This window comes from Streptomyces sp. NPDC088785, assembly GCF_044750685.1.
GTDB lineage: Bacteria > Actinomycetota > Actinomycetes > Streptomycetales > Streptomycetaceae > Streptomyces.
In genome coordinates this window covers 1-15,729 of sequence record NZ_JBIVKH010000007.1, presented here as the reverse complement: position 1 = coordinate 15,729, position 15,729 = coordinate 1, and the positions used below count along the sequence as shown (strand labels likewise).

Here is a 15,729-nt window from a genome sequence, read left to right as displayed (position 1 = left end):
CGAACCCCCTGGGAAGAATGGCCGTCATGATCGTCGACTGTGCCGTCTACCGGGAGGGGCGCCGCGTCGAGGGCCCGGAGGATCCCAAGGACCTGTCCGACGCGCTCGAAGCGGCGCGGGCGTCGGACGACGCCTTCATGTGGATCGGGCTGCACGACGCCACGGAGGCGGAGTTCGCCACGGTGACCGAGGAGTTCGCGCTGCACCCGCTGGCCGTGGAGGACGCCCTGAAGGCGCACCAGCGGCCGAAGCTGGAGGTCTACGACGACTCGCTGTTCGTGGTCCTCAAGCCGGTCGTGTACGAGCCGGAGAGCGACAAGGTGTCGTCGGGCGAGGTGATGCTCTTCCTGGGCGACTCGTTCGTGGTGACCGTGCGGCACGGCGAGGGGCCCGCCCTGACGACCGTGCGGCACCGTCTGGAGTCCGATCCCGGCTTCCTGCGGCACGGGCCGACGGCGGTGCTGTACGCGGTCGCGGACGCCACGGTCGACCACTACCTGGACGTCGCGACCGAGTTGCAGACCGACCTGGAGGAGCTGGAGGCCGAGGTCTTCTCGCCGGACGGCGGCGGCTCGCGCGACACGGCGTCGCGGATCTACGCGTTCAAGCGGCAGATCCTGGAGTTCCGGCGGGCCACCGGGCCGCTGGCGCTGCCGATGGCCCGGCTCGCCGGCATCGGTCCGTTCCCCGCGGCCGTGCCGTTCGTGGCGGAGGACGCCCGGCCGTTCTTCCGTGACGTGCACGACCACCTGACCCGGGTCAACGAGTCCGTGGACGGCCTGGACCGCCTGGTGACGGACATCCTGTCCGCGCATCTGGCGCAGATGAGCGTGCGGCAGAACGACGACATGCGGAAGATCTCCGCCTGGGCGGCGATGGCCGCGGTGCCCACGATGATCGCGGGCATCTACGGCATGAACTTCGACCACATGCCCGAGCTGCACTGGGCCTGGTCGTACCCGGCGGTCGTCGTGCTGATGGCCGCCCTGGAATGGATGCTGTACCGGATGTTCAAACGGCGCGGCTGGCTGTAGCGGGCGCGGCGCTCACGCGAACTCGACGGAGGTGGTCGCGGGGCCGCCGAGGGCGTCGCGCCGCGCCGGCATCGACAGGGAGACCATCCGCCGCCAGCCGCCGAGGCGTTCGTACGCGTACACGGCCCGAATGCCGGCGGCGAGCAGCGCGGACCTCGGCGCGGACCAGCCGAGGATCCGGCCCATGCGGTCCATGACGGCGAGGCTCACGTCCCGGTGGACGGCGATCTCGGCGAGGGCGCACTCGCGCAGGACGCGCTGGATGGTGCGGCCGTGGCCCGCGCGGGCGAGGCGCAGCAGTTCCTCGTGGCAGTAGGCGAGGTGGTCGTCCTCGTCGCGGGAGATCATCTTGACCGCGCGGCCGATGTCGGGGTGCCCGGAGAAGTGCTTGCGCAGCAGCTCCATCTGTTCCGAGGCGCGCTGTTCGGTGACCCGGCTGTGGGCGAGGTAGGTGACGATGTCCCGCACGGACAGCGGCTCGTCGCGCTCCAGCCGCTCGTGCGGGAGGCCGATGCCGCGCCGCTCCAGGAGCATCGTGTAGTCGGCCTCGTCGGGGACCGGCACCGGGGTCAGGCCGCGCTTTTTCAGCAGGGCGTTGAAGATGCGCCCGTGCTTGTCCTCGTCGGCGCCGTGCCGGGCGATCCTGGGCGCGAGGTCCCGCTCGCTCTCGGGGGCGAGGGCGGCGATCCGGCCGTTCTCCCAGCCGCCCTGCGCCTCGCCGCCGGCCGCGATGGAACAGAACAGCCGGAACGAGTCGTCGTGGTCGAGAATCTCCTGGAACAGGCTCTTGGCCGACAGCATCCGGGTACCTCCGTGCCTCCGTGCGCGGTCCGCGGCCCCATGGCTCGCAAAGAACGAGTCAAATGCGCGGCGCGGTGCCCGGCAACAGGTGCGGCCGGCGACTCGGCCGAAAGGAGGAGCCGTACCGGGGGGGCGAGGCGTAACCACGGGCCCGATGGCGCGTTGTTACCCGTGACGGCCGTGGCGGGGAAGACCCCCGAGCCCCCACCACGGCCGCGGAAATCTCCCCGCTCCCCCGGCCCCCGCTCCCCCGGCCCCGGTGTCCTGGGCGGGACTAGGCCAGTCCGGCCCGCTCCACCGCCTCGACGCCCGCGCGCAGTGAGGCGAGCCGCTCGTCCAGCGTGAAACCGGCCGGGGACAGCGTCAGGGTGGTGACACCGGCCTCGGCGTATTCCCGCATCCGGTCCGCGATCCGGTCCACCGAGCCGAGCAGCGTGGTGGAGTCGATGAGCTTCTGCGGGATGGCCGCGGCGGCGCCGTCCTTGTCGCCGGACAGGTACTTCTCCTGGATCTCGGCGGCCTCCTTCTCGTACCCCATGCGCTGCGCGAGCTGGTTGTAGAAGTTCTGCTTGGCGCTGCCCATGCCGCCCACGTAGAGCGCGGTGTAGGGGCGGAACGAGTCGGCGAGCGCGGAGATGTCCCGGTCGCCGCCCTCCGGGCCGACCGCGATCGGCACGGTCGGGCAGACGTCGAAGCCGTCCATCGTCCGGCCGGCCTTCTCGCGGCCCGCGCGCAGGTACGAGATCGCGGTGTCCTCCAGGTGCTCGGCGGAGGGGAAGATCAGCAGGGCGCCGTCGGCGATCTCGCCGGTCTGCTCCAGGTTCTTCGGGCCGATCGCGGCGATGTAGAGCGGGATGTGCTCGCGCTGGGGGTGCACGGTCAGCTTCAGGGACTTGCCGGGGCCGTCGGGCAGCGGCAGGGTCCAGTGCGCGCCCTCGTAGGAGACCCGCTCGCGGCTCATGGCCTTGCGTACGATGTCGACATACTCGCGCGTGCGGGCGAGCGGCTTGTCGAACTTCACGCCGTACCAGCCCTCGGAGACCTGCGGTCCGGAGACGCCGAGGCCGAGCCGGAAGCGGCCGCCGGAGAGCGTGTCGAGGGTCGAGGCGGTCATCGCCGTCATGGTGGGCTGGCGGGCCGGGATCTGCATGATGGCCGAGCCGACGTCGATGCGCTCGGTCTGCGCGGCGACGTAGCTGAGCACCGTCACGGTGTCGGAGCCGTACGCCTCGGCGGCCCAGCAGACCGCGTAGCCGAGCCGGTCGGCCTCCTTGGCGACGGCGAGGTTGTCGGTGTCCATCCCCAGGCCCCAGTACCCGAGATTGATGCCGAGCTTCATTGACCACATCCCCTTAACCGCGTGCGGGAACCGCTGGATTACCCATCGGTAATGTCTCTTGTCCGGCACCCTAACGCCACGGGCGGCGCGAGAGTCATCCACAGGTCGCCACTTCCTGACCTTCGGCCAGTACTCTCAGCGCCCATGGAGCAGAGGCATCTCGGCCGTACCGGCCTGCGCGTGTCCCGGATCGGGCTCGGCACCCTGACGTGGGGCCGCGACACGGACGAGCACGACGCCGCCGACCTGTTGAAGGTCTTCTGGGAGGCGGGCGGCTCGCTCGTCGACACGGCCGACGTGTACGGGGACGGCGAGTCGGAGTACCTGCTCGGCCGGCTGGTCGAGGGCCTGGTCCCCCGCCGCGACCTGGTGATCTCCACGAAGGCGGGCAGCGTGCCCGACCCGGACCGGCGCTTCGACGGCTCGCGCGGCCATCTGCTCTCCGCGCTCGACGCCTCGCTCGCCCGGCTCGGCACCGACTACGTCGACCTCTGGCAGATCCACGCCTACGACACCGGGACCCCGCTGGACGAGACGCTCCAGGCCCTCGACATCGCGGTCAGCAGCGGGCGGGCGCGCTATGCGGGGGTGTCCAACTTCTGCGGGTGGCAGCTGGCCAAGGCGGGCACCTGGCAGCTCGCGGCGCCGGGCACCCGCACCCGGATCGCCAGCACGCAGATGGAGTACTCGCTGTTGCAGCGCGGGGTGGAGCGGGAGGTGCTGCCGGCCGCCGTGGACCTGGGCATCGGGCTGCTGCCGTCGTCGCCGCTCGGGCGCGGGGTGCTGACCGGGAAGTACCGGAGCGGCACCCCGGCGGACTCGCGCGGCGGCTCCGACCACATGGCGCCGTTCGTCGCGCCCTACCTGGACGAGGCCGCGCGGCACATCGTGGACGCCGTCGCCATAGCCGCCGACGGCCTCGCCGTGACGCCGCTCCAGGTCGCCCTGGCCTGGGTCAGGGACCGGCCCGGCGTCACCGCGCCGATCGTCGGCGCGCGCAACGCCCAGCAGCTCACGGCCGCATTGTCAGTGGAGGCCCTTAGTCTTCCTGACGAGATCTGCCAGGCGCTCGACGACGTGTCGGCGCCCGTGCACCGCTATCCCGATCAGGACTGGAGCACGTTGTGAGTACGGAGTCCGCTGCCGCGGAGAACGAGTCGGGGCCGGGCCCCGACGCCGGGCCGGACCCGGAGACGTCCGGCGCGGCTCCCGAGGCCGCGGGGGGCGGCGACGGAGCCGAAGCGGGCGCGGACGGGGTGAACGGGGTGGCCGGGGCGACCGGGGCCGACGCGGCGGGACAGCCGGCCGAGGCCGGCGCCGAGCAGGCGGCGAAGCCGTCCGAGGCCGAGGCGGAGTTGGCCGCGCAGCGGGAGTTGCGGGAGCGGATCGCGCAGCGCAAGGCCGCCAAGGAGGGGCCGATCGCCGCGGGCACGAAGCTGAGCGGCACCGCCGCCGACCTGCTCGCCGCCGTCCGCGCGGTGGAGAGCGGCGAGAAGCCGGCCGCCGCCGTGTTCGCGCAGCCCGAGCCCGCGCCGCGCCCGGCCGCCGCGCCCGCGCCGCCCCGCCCCCGTACCCCCGCCGCGCCGGTCGTGGACGCCGGACCCGACGCGGACACGGTGGCCGCGGTGCGGGCCGTGCTCGTCGAGGGCGGGGCGCCCGACGCGCTCGCACCGGCCGCCGCCGCGGAGCTGGGCGAGGGCGCCGAGGAGCTGCTGCGCGAGGACCCCTGGCAGTTGCTGCGGGTGACCGGGGTGCGCCCGGAGCAGGCCGACGGGTTCGCGCGGGCCCTGCTCGGCGACGCGTGCGGCCCCGACGACGAGCGGCGCGGCCGCGCGGTCACCGTGTGGCTGCTCGAACAGGCGGCGGTCGCCGGGCACACCGCCCTCGACCTGTCGGTGCTGTCCGAGGCGCTCGGCAGGCGTGCGGTGCCCGATCCGGACGAGGCCGTGCAGAGCGCCGCCGCGGGGGGCGACGCCATCCTGTTCCAGGACCCCGTGGCGGACGCGCCGGAGCCCGAGCCCGTCGCGGAGGGCGAGGAGGAGCCCGAGCGGCCGGTGCGGATCCTCGTCGGCCTGGAGCGGTACGCGCTCGCCGAGGAGAGCCTCGCGGACGGCGTCGCCCGCCTCATCAACTCCGCGGCCAAGGACGGCGGCTCCTCCGCGGCCGATTGGGAGGCGGCTGCCGCCGCCGCTTCCGGTACGACGGCCGAGCTGATCCGGGCCGCCGCCGCGCACCGGCTGGTGCTGCACACCGGCGGCGAGGCCGCCCGCGCCGAGCCGCTCGCGCTGGCCTCCGCCGCGGCCGGGCTGGGCCTGCGGGTCTGTGTGGCCGTCCACAGCGCCGACGGGCGCCGCCGGGCCGCCGCGCTGCTCGGCGCCGACGCGCCGGAGACCGCCCCGGCGACCGTGGAGGGCCTGCTCACCCAGGCCCAGGGCCCCGGCCGGGACGCCGACGGCGCGCTCGCCGTCGATCTCCTGGTGGTCCTGGACGCGCCGCAGCTGGACGTGGACGCGGCCGCGATGCTCGTGGAGCTGCTCTCCGACGGCACCGGTCTGGTGCTCAGCGGCGATCCGGGCGTGCTGGGGTCGGCGGGGCCCGGCCGGGTCTTCGGCGATCTGCTGGCCGCCGGGATCTGCCCGCGCCTCGCCTCGCGCACCCCGGACTTCGGGCCGATCGGCGAGCTGGTGTCGGGCATCGGCATCGGCGAGCTGAACCAGGTGGCGGCGCCCGGCAAGGAGGTCGTGATCGTGCCGGTGCGGGACGGCGCCGAGGCCGTCCACCGCACGGTGCAGCTCGTCGCCGACTCGGTGCCGCGGGCCATCGGGGTGCCCGCCGAGGACACCCAGGTGATCACTCCGGGGCATGCGGGCGCGGCGGGCACCCGGGCGCTGAACGCGGCACTGAAGGAACGGCTGAATCCGGGGCCCGGGCGGTTCGGGGGCTTCGACCCCGGGGACCGGGTGGTGCACGTCGCGGGTCCCGGGCGGATCAGGCCCGGGCGGGTCGTCGGGGCCGACGCCGAGGGGCTGCGCCTGGAGTGCGACGGGGAGCCCGTGCTCGTACCGAAGGAGCAGGTGGAGCGGGCCGTGCGGCACGGGTGGGCGGTGACCGGGCACCAGGCGGCCGGGCTGCGGTGGCCCGCCGCGGTGGTGGTGCTGCCCGGGGACGCGGCGGCGGCGCTGAGCCGGCCCTGGGTGTACACGGCGTTCGGGCGCGGGGAGCGGCACCTGTCCGTGGTGCACGGGGTGGAGGCGGCGTTGCCCCGGGCCGTCGCGGAGGTCGCGGCCAAGCCGCGGACGACCCGGTTGCAGCGCCTGGTCCGGGCCCAGGTGCCCGGGGCCTAGGGCCTGTTTGGGCGGGGAGCGCACGGAGACGGCAGGCTGCCCCCGGCGGCGCCGGTGGGCGCGGGCGGGGGCAGCCTGCCGTCGGGGTGGGGCGGGGGCCGTCCGGTCAGTGGTCGGCGTCCTCCAGGTGCTCCGTGGCGACGCTGTCGTCGTCGGGGTCCAGGTCGTCGTCGAAGACGGCGCTGACGTCGAAGCGGCAGACCACCCGCTGCGGATCGGCCTGGTCGAACGGGGCCTCCAGCCACTCCCCCGGCTCGGCCGGCTCGTCGGCGGCCGCGACCCAGAGCGTCGAGTCGCCCTCCTCCAGGCCGAACTCCTTGTGCCGGGAGGCGATCTCGTCCGGCTCGAACTCGCCGAAGAGGACCCCCAGCGCGGCATGGACGCCGCGGCCGGCCGAGTCGGGGTCGGTGTCCGGCCCGGCCTCGATGTCGGCGATCCGGCCCGCCTGGGCGAGCAGACGCTGCGGCTCGACCACGGCGTAGTCGCGTCGGATCAGCACGCTCAGCGCGTTCGGCTCCTCCGGTCCGGTGTACGGCGGCAGCGAGTCGTCGCCGCCGGGGATCTCGAAGGGGGTGACCTCGTCGTAGCGGTCGTAGAGGAGCTCGTCGTACTCCTCGGCCGCCGCGGCCAGCTCGTTGAACGCTTCGTAGACGGCCGGGTCGTCCTCTCCCGACCTGCGCTCGACAGCCGCCAGGTGACGGTCGAGCGCAGCCTTGACCGCCTCTGCGGCGGTGCGTACCTCGGCAGCGGTGGGCTGCGCAGCATCAGACATAGTGCAGACGCTATCCGTACCGGGCCCGTGCCCGCACAATAGATGCGATGCCGGAATACGAATTTGTCGACGTGTACGTGCCGCGCGGGGTCTCCCGCAAGGACGCGACGCGCCTGCTGACGGACCATGCAGAGTACGGACACTGGGAGTTGGACCGATTGAGCCTGCGCCGCGACGGCAGTCGCCGGGTGCGCCTGCGGAGGCGGATCATCCGCCAGGTGCGGGCCACATGGTGACCTGAACCCGACGGGCCCGGCCGAAAAACGGAGCGGGCCCCGCCGAGGCGGGGCCCGCTCCGTGCCGTCGCCTGCCCGCGCGTCAGGCGCCGGTCCGCGAGCGGCGGTACAGCACCGCGCCGCCGAGCAGCGCGCCCGCGGCCAGTGCGCCCGTCGCGCCGACGGGCAGCGAGCTGCCGGTCATGGCGAGATGCGACTCGCCCTGGGGTCGGGCCACGCTCCGCGTCTGCGGCGCGTGCGGGCTGTCCGGGGTGGAGTGGATCGCCCGCGTCGCGGGCTTGACGGCCTCGCCCGGCTTGCCCGGCGTACCCGGCTGGTGCGGCTTTCCGGGGGTGTGCGGCGTGGCCGGCGGGGTCACGTGCTCGCTTCCCGGGTTGGCGCAGTCGTTGCCCGTGACGAGGTTGCCGAGGGAGCCGACTCCGACCGAGTTGCCGCAGACGTTGACCGGGACCTCGATGGGCACCTGGACGTGGTTGCCGGAGCCGACGCCCGGCGAGCCCCCGGTGTGCCCGCCCGCGTGCGCGCCGCCGCCGGAGGGCTGGTGGCCGTGGTGGCCGCCGCCGCTCTCGTCGCCGTAGCCGCCGTCGTGGGGGGTGGTGTTGCCGCAGTCGTTGCCGATCGCCGGGTTCAGCAGCCCGATGACGTTCACGGTGTTGCCGCAGACGTTGACCGGAACCTCGACCGGAACCTGCACGTTGTTGCCGGAGGCGACGCCGGGCGAGCCCGACGCGCTTCCGTTCGCACCCGAGTCGGCGTGCGCGTAGCCGCCGGTGACGGCGAGCACGCCGGTCGCGGCCGCCACGGTGATCAGGCCCTTGCGCGTGACCTGTCGCATAGCTTTCCCTGCCTTAGCACTCTCAGCGCGTGAAGCACTGCACTTCGCTGGGTAATGCCCGTCGGCCCCGGAGCGCATGGCGCGCACTCCGGGGCCGACGGACTCAGACCCTCAAGGGGTGAGGCTCAACAGCGTCAGCTGTTGACGCAGGTGTTGCCGAAGGCGGGGTTCAGCAGCCCGATCACGGAGACCGTGTTGCCACAGACGTTCACCGGGATGTGGATGGGCGCCTGGACGACGTTGCCCGAGAGCACGCCGGGAGAATGCACGGCAGCACCCTGGGCACCGGAGTCCGCGACGGCCATGCCCGCACCCGCGAGAACCAGACCACCAGTGGCAGCCGCAGCGGCGACGACCTTCTTGATCATTATTCCTCCTTGTTGGCAATGCAGTCCCAGCCGCGGACTGCACTCCCTGTAACGAGGAGGAACTGATGGGGCTACGAGCCTATGGTTCCTTTCACTCTTTTCAGCCCAGTACGCACGGACGGCCGAATTACCGGAGGGGCGTCGGGTTGACGCCCGCCGGACGCGTCAGGACGCGTCGATGCAGCGGTCGAGCACCCGGACGCCGAACTTGAGTCCGTCCACCGGGACCCGCTCGTCGACGCCGTGGAACATGCCGGCGAAGTCCAGCTCGGGCGGCAGCTGGAGCGGGGCGAAGCCGAAGTTGCGGATGCCCAGCTCGACGAAGGACTTGGCGTCGGTGCCGCCGGAGAGCATGTACGGGATGGCCTTGCCGATCGGGTCCTCGGCGGCGATCGAGGTCTGCATGGCCTCGACGAGCGCGCCGTCGAAGGTGGTCTCGACGGCCTTGTCGGCGTGCACGTCCTCGCGCTTCACGTGCGGGCCGAGGAGCCGGTCGAGGTCGGTGAGGAACTCGTCCTCGTGCCCGGGCAGGAAGCGTCCGTCGACGTGGGCGGTGGCCTCGCCGGGGATGACGTTGACCTTGTACCCGGCGCCGAGCTGCGTCGGGTTCGCGGTGTTGCTCAGGGTGGCGCCGATCAGCTTGGCGATGCCGCCCAGCTTGGCGATCGTCTCCTGCATGTCCTCGGGGTCCAGCTCGGTGCCGAGCGCGTCGCCGAGTTCGTCGAGGAAGTGGCGCAGAGTCTTGGTGACGCGGACCGGGAACTGGTGGCGGCCGAGCCGGGCGACGGCCTCGGACAGCTCGGTGATGGCGTTGTCCCGGTGGATCATGGAGCCGTGCCCGGCGGTGCCGGCCACGCTCAGCTTCATCCAGTGCATGCCCTTCTCGGCGGTCTGGACGAGATAGAGCCGGCGCTGCTCGTTCACCGTGAAGGAGAAGCCGCCGACCTCGCTGATCGCCTCGGTGACCCCGTCGAAGAGCTCCCGGTGGTTGTCGACGAGGTGGCGCGCGCCCCAGGTGCCGCCGGCCTCCTCGTCGGCGAGGAAGGCCAGGACGATGTCGCGCGGGGGCTTGCGGCCGGTGCGCAGCCGGTCGCGGACGACCGCGAGGGTCATCGCGTCCATGTCCTTCATGTCGACGGCGCCGCGGCCCCAGAGGCATCCGTCGGCGATCTCGCCGGAGAAGGGGTGGTGGGTCCAGTCCGCCGCGTTGGCCGGGACGACGTCGGTGTGGCCGTGGATGAGGAGCGCGGGCCGCGACGGGTCCTCGCCCTCGATGCGGGCGACCGTGGAGGCGCGGCCGGGGTGCGACTCGAAGATCTTCGGTTCGAGACCCACCTCGGCGAGCTTCTCGGCGACCCACTCGGCGGCCTTGCGCTCGCCGGGTCCCGAGTGGTCGCCGTAGTTGCTGGTGTCGATCTGGATCAGTTCGCGGCAGAGGTCGACGACCTCGTCCTGTCCGGAGACGGCCCTGCCCGTGCTCGGCTCACTCACGTGTGTTCCTCTCTCCCTGTGGATCCCCCTCATCCTCTCTCCCCCGACGTCAGGACCCAAGGGCGGGCACCGCTCGTCACGTGCCGTTCACAGGGGAAGCGCCGAGGTGGGGGTGTGATCGGAGCACTCCGAAACCCTGGTAATGTTCTCTGTGTCGCCGCGGGGCAGCGCCCCGCACGCAAGGCGGCAGACACCTTGTCCGGGTGGCGGAATGGCAGACGCGCTAGCTTGAGGTGCTAGTGTCCTTTATCGGACGTGGGGGTTCAAGTCCCCCCTCGGACACCAGCGGAACCCCCAGTCGATCTGGGGGTTTTCTGTTTTTCCGGGCGTCTTTCGACGTCCGGCAGGCGGACCGGCCGCGTGCCGGTCCGCCTGCCGGTCAGGTCAGCCGGTGAAGCCCGCCGTGATCTTCGTGAACTGCCAGTTGTCCTGGCTGATGCCGGAGCAGTTCTCGGCGACGCCGCCGCCCGCGCACGGGCGGTCGCGGTTGACCGACCAGAAGGCGAGGCGGGCGATGTGCTTGCTGTTCGCCCAGTCCTTGATCTGGGTCCAGATCGCCGGAGTCGTGGTCTCCTGCTGGTCGCTGAGGCCGTTCATCCCGGAGATGCCGAGGTGGGCGTAGGCGGTCGCGTCGTCCCAGCCGAAGACCGACTTGAGCTTGGTCTTCAGGCCCTCGGCGGCGTTCACGGTGTTGCCGTACATGTCGTTGCCGCCGCCGAAGTCGAACGGCATGATCGTGAAGACGTCGATGTCGGCGCCGAGCGCCTTGGCCTGCTCGATGAGCCGGTTGCCGTACGAGGTCGGGCCGGTCGTGGAGGTGCCGAAGGTGAGGATCGTCCGCAGGCCGGGGTTGTTGGTCTTGACGATCTTCAGGGCGTTCAGGATGCGGTCCTGCACGACCGTGTTCTCGAACTCGTCGGTGTTCTCGATGTCGACGTCGATCGCCTTGAGGCCGTAGGCGTCGATCACCTTCTGGTAGGCGCCCGCGAGGGCCTGCGGCGTCGAGCAGTTCGGGCCGAGCTTGTTGCCGCTCCAGCCGCCGATCGAGGGGACGATGTCGCCGCCGGCCGCCCGGATGGCGTTGATCGCGGTCTGGTCCTGCCCGCCGGTGAGGGGGCGTGAGCCGTCCCAGGCCGGGTTGCAGCCGCCGGAGGCGAGGACGAACGCCATGGTGAACCACTTGACGCCGGTGGCGCTCATGACCGTGGCGGGGCTGGGCGGGTTGCCCCAGCCGGTGTAGAAGTACGGCGCGGCCTGCTTGAAGCCGGGGGTGCCGCCGGAACCGGCGCTCGTCGTCACGGAGACGGCGTTCGAGGCGGCCGAGCTGTTGCCCGCCGCGTCGTGCGCCTTGACGGTGAAGCTGTACGCGGTGGAGGGCGAGAGCCCGGAGACGGTGGCCGACGTACCGCCGACGGTGAGCAGTTTGGTGCCGCCGCCGCTGTAGACGTCGTAACCGGTGACGCCGACGTTGTCGCTCGCCGCGCCCCAGGACAGCGACACGCTGGAGGAGGTCCTGCCGGTGGAGGTCAGGCCGGTGGGCGCGGTCGGCGCCTGGGTGTCGGTGCTGCCGCCGGGGCCGTCGAGGCTGATGTCGTCGGCGTTGTAGGTGCCCTGCCCGTACCAGCCGTGGGTGTAGATCGTGGCGCTGGTCTGCGCGGCGCCGGTGGTGAACTTCACCGTGAGCTGGGAGTACGCGGTCGGGGACTGGGTCCAGGTGGAGCCGCCGCCGTCGACGCCGAGGTAGGTGTAGTTGCCGCGCACCCAGCCGGAGAGGGTGTACGTGGTGTTGGGCTGGACGGCGACCGTCTGGCTGCACTTGGCGATGTCGCTCGCGCTCGCGGCGCCCGCGAGGGCCTTGGTGCCGCCGTGCACGGGGGCGGCGACCACGGACCCGAGGCCGCCGGTGCAGGACCACGGGCCGAGCGCGCCGGACTCGAAGCCGGCGTTGCCCAGGATGTTGGCCGCCTGCGCGGTGCCGGGCAGGGCGACCGCGCCGCCGACGGCGAGGGCGGCGGTGCCGACGAGCGCGAGAATGCGGGATCTTCCGGAGCGCCGCGAAGGACGCCCTCTTCCGGTGGGGGACACACGAACTCCCGGTGCGTAAGGGGGTGTTGGGGACGTACGCGAACCTGTGGGGCCGTACTGCTGCCGTGCCGCAACCAAGTTGGTATGGACCAATGCCGTTGTCAAGACGGTCCGCGCGGTCCGCGTCCCGCACCGCCCCGCCCGCCGACACCGGGCGAGGGGCGTCGGCGGACGGGTCGGGGCGCACCGGTCAGTTCGCGGCGGTCGCCCGGCGCACGTGCAGCACGCTGCCGTCGAGCGGCAGCCGCTCCTGGCCGACCAGGGTGAGACCCGCGCCCGCGAAGAGGCGGGCGTAGTGGTCGGCGCGGCGCTCCCGGCCGCCGACGTTGCACATCATGTGCAGGTCCCAGGCGGCGGCGAGGGACGGCGAGCCGTCGGCGGGCAGCACGCGTTCGACGACGAGCAGATCGGCGTGGTCGGGCATCGCGCGGGCGATGTGGTCCAGGATCTCCCGGCAGCGGTCGTCGTCCCAGTCGTGCAGGATCCGCGACAGGAGATAGACGTCGCCGCCCGCGGGGACGTCCGCGAAGTCCCCGGTCCGGTACGTGCAGCGCTCACCGTACCCGGCGGCCTCCAGCGCGTCGCGGGCGGCCTCGACGGCGTGCGGGCGCTCCAGGAGGACCCCGCGCAGCCTGCGGTGGACGCCGAGGATCCGGCCGAGCAGCGCGCCGTTGCCGCCCGCGACGTCGACCACGGTCGCCGGGTTCGCGCGGCGGCCCGCGGCCAGCAGGACCGGGTGGGTGGGCAGCGGGCCGAACATGGCGGCGCCCGCGGCCATGGACCGGTCGAAGAGGTCGGCCAGCTCGGGATCGGCGGCGAAGTGGTCGAAGTGGTGGGCGCCGAAGAGGTGCTCGAAGCCGGTCTCCCCGGTGCGCACGGTGTGGGCGAGCGCGCCGAAGGAGCGGTAGAACGGGCCGCCGTAGAGCAGGGCGAGGGGGCGCATGGACTCCGGTGCGTCCGCGCGCAGCAGGGCGCCGAGCGCGGTGAGCCGGTAGCCGTCGGCGAGGCCCGGGTCGGCGCTCACCGCGCCCAGGGTCGCCAGGTAGCGCAGGAGGGTGGCGAGGGTGCGCGGGGTGGCGCCGATACGTTCCGCCAGGTCGTCGACGGTGGTCCCGCGGCCGGTGTCCAGGGCGTCGGCGACGCCCAGTTCGGCGCAGGCGGCGAGCGCCTGGGTGGTCCAGGCGCCGGTGAGCAGGCGGAGCAGGGCCTCGGCGGGCTGCCGTTCGCGGTGGGCCGCGAGGTGGGCGGCGAGGACGTCGCGGTGGTCGCCGGGGGCGTACAGCTCCACGCGGCGGTACTCGGTCTTCGCGTTGTCGGGGGCGGCGAAGTAGAAGACCGTGCCGTTCTCGTGCGGGTTGTAGCCGCCGCCGTCGGGCACCGCGCCGTGCCGGGCGAGCGTGGCGCACAGGCCGCGCAGCACCAGCGGGTCCGGGCCGTCGACCTCGAAGGCCAGGTGGGCCTCGTGCTGCCGCTCGCGCTCGTGGGCGACGAGGGGGTCGAGGCCGGAGCCGGGCGGCACGGTCAGGGCGAACACCTCGACGGTGCGGCGGGCCCCGTCGAGGCCGGTCACGGCGGGGCGCAGGATGGCGACGTCGAGGTCGGCCGGGTCGCGGCGGTGGCGGACGGCGAGCCGTTCGCGGACCACGACGCTGGGCCGCGGCGGGCCGTCGGGGTCGAGGCCGCAGTCGGCGAGGGTGGTGCGCAGGTCCTGCGCGTCGCGGGGGAAGAGCAGCAGGGCCGCGTGGGCGAAGCGGCAGCGGTCCGCCAGGGAGCGCAGTTCCGGGCCGTCGAGGCCGGGAAGGAGCAGCGGGAGCAGGGTGGCGGTGTCCTGCTCGCGGACGAAGTCGACCGTCGCGCGCAGACGGGACGTTTCGCCTGCCATCGTGGTGACCATCGGGTGGGATGCCTCGATTTCAGGGTGCGGAAAGCGGAGAGGGGACGGGAGAGCGGGAGGAGAGGGGGAGGAACGGTTCTGTCAGGGGGCGCCGACGCCGACGTAGTGCTCGGCGAACCAGTCCTGCTGGGCGCGGGAGTCGCGCAGGGCGGAGATCCGGGACCGGCGCAGGGAGTCGCGGAACCGCGCCTCGCCGTCCGCGCCGGGGCTGCCGTGCAGCAGCGCGATCATCCAGTGGGAGAACTCCTGGGCGCGCCAGATGTGGTCGAGGGCGCGCGCGGAGTAGGTGTCGAGGCCGGCCGGGTCGCCGTGCGCGAGGTCGTCGAGCAGGGCCTCGGCGAGGAGTTCGGCCTCCAGGACGGCCAGGTTGGCGCCCTTGGCGGCGGACGGGCTGATCAGGCTCGCCGCGTCGCCCGCGAGGAACAGCGAGCCCTGCCGCAGGGGTTCGATGACGTCGGACTCCAGGTGGACGACGCCGCGGTGGCTGATCGCGCCCCGGTGCAGCGGGCCGTAGGCGTCGGCGCGCAGCCGCAGGGACAGCTCGTCCCAGATCCGGTCGTCGGGCCAGTCGGTGGCGCGGGTGGCGCGCTCGCACTGGAGGTAGTAGCGGGTGACGGTCGCGGTGCGGGCCATGTGTCCGGCGAAGCCGCGGTGGTGCACGGCGTAGCCGACGGCGTCGAGGCTGGGCGGGGCGTCGGCGAGCAGGCCGAGCCAGCTCACGCCGTGGTCGAGGTGGTGGCGCACGGCGTCGGCGGGGAGGGCGCGGCGGGCGGCGCCGTGCCGGCCGTCGCAGCCCGCCACGTACCGGGCCCGCCAGTGTCCGGGGCGTCCGTCGGCCGTGCGGACGGTGACCGTGGGCCGGTCGGTGCCGGTGCCGTGCACGTCGAGGGCCTCGGTGCCGAAGCGGACGCGTCCCCCGGCGTCGAGGTAGTGCGCGAGCAGGTCGCTCACCAGGTCCTGCTGGGGGTAGACGGTGTGCCGCTCGCCCCGGCCGAGGCGGCCGTAGTCGAGGCGGAAGCGTCCGTCGTCGGAGCGGAACTCGCAGGTGCTGTGGTCCTGGCCGTGCCGGTCGAGGCCGTCGGCCAGGCCGTGCCGGCGCAGGATCCGCACGGTGTGGGCGGCGAGGAATCCGGCGCGTGCCCGGGTCCGGACGTGTTCCCGGCTGCCGCGCTCCAGGACGACGCAGTCGACGCCGCCGCGCTGGAGGAGGTTGCCGAGGAGGAGGCCGGCGGGTCCGGCCCCGAGGATGACAACGTCGGCCGTGTCACCGGCTGTTGTCACGGAGGGGGGTTCTGTCACAGCGGGTGATCGTAAGTGGCCCCCGGTGTCCGGCCGTGCGAGATTCCCCCGTATGCACGCACGGTGGTGTGTGCACGCGGGTTGACGGCCGTGCGCGCCGGGGTCCGGGTACGGCGCCGGCCGGGGGGGGCGGGGGCGACTTGGTGTGGACCGCGGCGGCCCCGCCCGGGGTGCGCCGCGCGGGGCGGATGGTAATATGGGGGGCGGCGGGGGGGGGCGGCCAGGATAGGG

13 protein-coding genes and 1 tRNA gene are annotated in these 15,729 nt (G+C 73.4%); 5 read left to right on the top strand and 9 right to left on the bottom strand.

The genetic code is table 11. The features are described 5' to 3' along the window. Positions 1 to 26: 26 nt before the first annotated feature. Complete coding sequence (gene corA / locus ACIP5K_RS20510; RefSeq protein ID WP_401411402.1) at positions 27 to 1,034, top strand: magnesium/cobalt transporter CorA; 1,008 nt, start codon at positions 27 to 29, stop codon at positions 1,032 to 1,034. Positions 1,035 to 1,046: 12 nt separating this feature from the next. Here the strand turns inward: corA and ACIP5K_RS20505 are convergent, their stop codons facing one another. Together ACIP5K_RS20505 and ACIP5K_RS20500 are read right to left on the bottom strand one after the other, a co-directional pair. Then, positions 1,047 to 1,835, bottom strand: a complete 789-nt coding sequence (locus ACIP5K_RS20505; protein WP_401411400.1) for a ferritin-like domain-containing protein — start codon at positions 1,833 to 1,835, stop codon at positions 1,047 to 1,049. 274 nt (positions 1,836 to 2,109) lie between these two features. Next, positions 2,110 to 3,174, bottom strand: coding sequence for an LLM class F420-dependent oxidoreductase (locus ACIP5K_RS20500; RefSeq protein ID WP_401411397.1), 1,065 nt, complete (start codon positions 3,172 to 3,174; stop codon positions 2,110 to 2,112). A 144-nt stretch (positions 3,175 to 3,318) separates the two neighbouring features. Here ACIP5K_RS20500 and ACIP5K_RS20495 point away from each other — a divergent pair, with 144 nt between their 5' ends. Together ACIP5K_RS20495 and ACIP5K_RS20490 are read left to right on the top strand one after the other, a co-directional pair. Continuing rightward, positions 3,319 to 4,302: an aldo/keto reductase gene (locus tag ACIP5K_RS20495; protein WP_401411395.1), complete on the top strand. Its 984-nt coding sequence runs from the start codon at positions 3,319 to 3,321 to the stop codon at positions 4,300 to 4,302. Next, a complete protein-coding gene (locus tag ACIP5K_RS20490; protein WP_401411393.1) occupies positions 4,299 to 6,518 on the top strand; it encodes a helix-hairpin-helix domain-containing protein in 2,220 nt (739 codons plus the stop codon). Before ACIP5K_RS20495 ends, ACIP5K_RS20490 begins: the two co-directional genes overlap by 4 nt. 106 nt (positions 6,519 to 6,624) lie before the next feature. Here the strand turns inward: ACIP5K_RS20490 and ACIP5K_RS20485 are convergent, their stop codons facing one another. Next, positions 6,625 to 7,290: a hypothetical protein gene (locus tag ACIP5K_RS20485; RefSeq protein WP_401411391.1), complete on the bottom strand. Its 666-nt coding sequence runs from the start codon at positions 7,288 to 7,290 to the stop codon at positions 6,625 to 6,627. Positions 7,291 to 7,337: 47 nt separating this feature from the next. Here ACIP5K_RS20485 and ACIP5K_RS20480 point away from each other — a divergent pair, with 47 nt between their 5' ends. Next, the gene (locus tag ACIP5K_RS20480) at positions 7,338 to 7,526 is read left to right on the top strand and encodes a DUF5703 family protein (protein ID WP_111666225.1); all 189 of its coding nucleotides are present in this window, start codon (positions 7,338 to 7,340) and stop codon (positions 7,524 to 7,526) included. 82 nt (positions 7,527 to 7,608) lie between these two features. Here the strand turns inward: ACIP5K_RS20480 and ACIP5K_RS20475 are convergent, their stop codons facing one another. The 3 genes from ACIP5K_RS20475 to ACIP5K_RS20465 all read right to left on the bottom strand — a co-directional run bounded on the left by ACIP5K_RS20475 (position 7,609) and on the right by ACIP5K_RS20465 (position 10,220). After that, on the bottom strand, positions 7,609 to 8,361 hold the full coding sequence (locus ACIP5K_RS20475) for a chaplin family protein (protein WP_401411389.1): 753 nt from the start codon (positions 8,359 to 8,361) through the stop codon (positions 7,609 to 7,611). 134 nt (positions 8,362 to 8,495) lie between these two features. Further along, positions 8,496 to 8,729, bottom strand: a complete 234-nt coding sequence (gene chpH / locus ACIP5K_RS20470; RefSeq protein WP_361544317.1) for a chaplin ChpH — start codon at positions 8,727 to 8,729, stop codon at positions 8,496 to 8,498. Between the two features lie 165 nt (positions 8,730 to 8,894). Then, entirely contained in the window at positions 8,895 to 10,220 is a 1,326-nt protein-coding gene (locus ACIP5K_RS20465) for a M20/M25/M40 family metallo-hydrolase (protein WP_401411387.1), read from the bottom strand. Positions 10,221 to 10,417: 197 nt separating this feature from the next. On the opposite strand from ACIP5K_RS20465, the gene ACIP5K_RS20460 reads away from it, so the two are divergent. Beyond that, a tRNA-Leu gene (locus ACIP5K_RS20460) sits at positions 10,418 to 10,505 on the top strand. Between the two features lie 99 nt (positions 10,506 to 10,604). Here ACIP5K_RS20460 and ACIP5K_RS20455 read toward each other — a convergent pair. From ACIP5K_RS20455 to ACIP5K_RS20445, 3 genes are all read right to left on the bottom strand, one after another. Further along, complete coding sequence (locus tag ACIP5K_RS20455) at positions 10,605 to 12,305, bottom strand: carbohydrate binding domain-containing protein (RefSeq protein ID WP_401411385.1); 1,701 nt, start codon at positions 12,303 to 12,305, stop codon at positions 10,605 to 10,607. Between the two features lie 190 nt (positions 12,306 to 12,495). Continuing rightward, the gene (locus tag ACIP5K_RS20450) at positions 12,496 to 14,187 is read right to left on the bottom strand and encodes a methyltransferase (protein WP_401411383.1); all 1,692 of its coding nucleotides are present in this window, start codon (positions 14,185 to 14,187) and stop codon (positions 12,496 to 12,498) included. Positions 14,188 to 14,280: 93 nt separating this feature from the next. After that, positions 14,281 to 15,498 (bottom strand): 4-hydroxybenzoate 3-monooxygenase, encoded by a 1,218-nt coding sequence (locus ACIP5K_RS20445; protein WP_401411381.1) that lies wholly within the window; start codon positions 15,496 to 15,498, stop codon positions 14,281 to 14,283. Positions 15,499 to 15,729: the final 231 nt, after the last annotated feature.

Excerpts from the sequence above, each read along its gene's own strand:
- ACIP5K_RS20505 (WP_401411400.1), bottom strand. The coding sequence starts at position 1,835 with ATGCTGTCGGCCAAGAGCCTGTTCCAGGAGATTCTCGACCACGACGAC.
- ACIP5K_RS20485 (WP_401411391.1), bottom strand. The coding sequence starts at position 7,290 with ATGTCTGATGCTGCGCAGCCCACCGCTGCCGAGGTACGCACCGCCGCA.
- ACIP5K_RS20500 (WP_401411397.1), bottom strand. The coding sequence starts at position 3,174 with ATGAAGCTCGGCATCAATCTCGGGTACTGGGGCCTGGGGATGGACACC.
- ACIP5K_RS20450 (WP_401411383.1), bottom strand. The coding sequence starts at position 14,187 with ATGGCAGGCGAAACGTCCCGTCTGCGCGCGACGGTCGACTTCGTCCGC.
- ACIP5K_RS20495 (WP_401411395.1), top strand. The coding sequence starts at position 3,319 with ATGGAGCAGAGGCATCTCGGCCGTACCGGCCTGCGCGTGTCCCGGATC.
- ACIP5K_RS20475 (WP_401411389.1), bottom strand. The coding sequence starts at position 8,361 with ATGCGACAGGTCACGCGCAAGGGCCTGATCACCGTGGCGGCCGCGACC.
- corA (WP_401411402.1), top strand. The coding sequence starts at position 27 with ATGATCGTCGACTGTGCCGTCTACCGGGAGGGGCGCCGCGTCGAGGGC.
- chpH (WP_361544317.1), bottom strand. The coding sequence starts at position 8,729 with ATGATCAAGAAGGTCGTCGCCGCTGCGGCTGCCACTGGTGGTCTGGTT.
- ACIP5K_RS20480 (WP_111666225.1), top strand. The coding sequence starts at position 7,338 with ATGCCGGAATACGAATTTGTCGACGTGTACGTGCCGCGCGGGGTCTCC.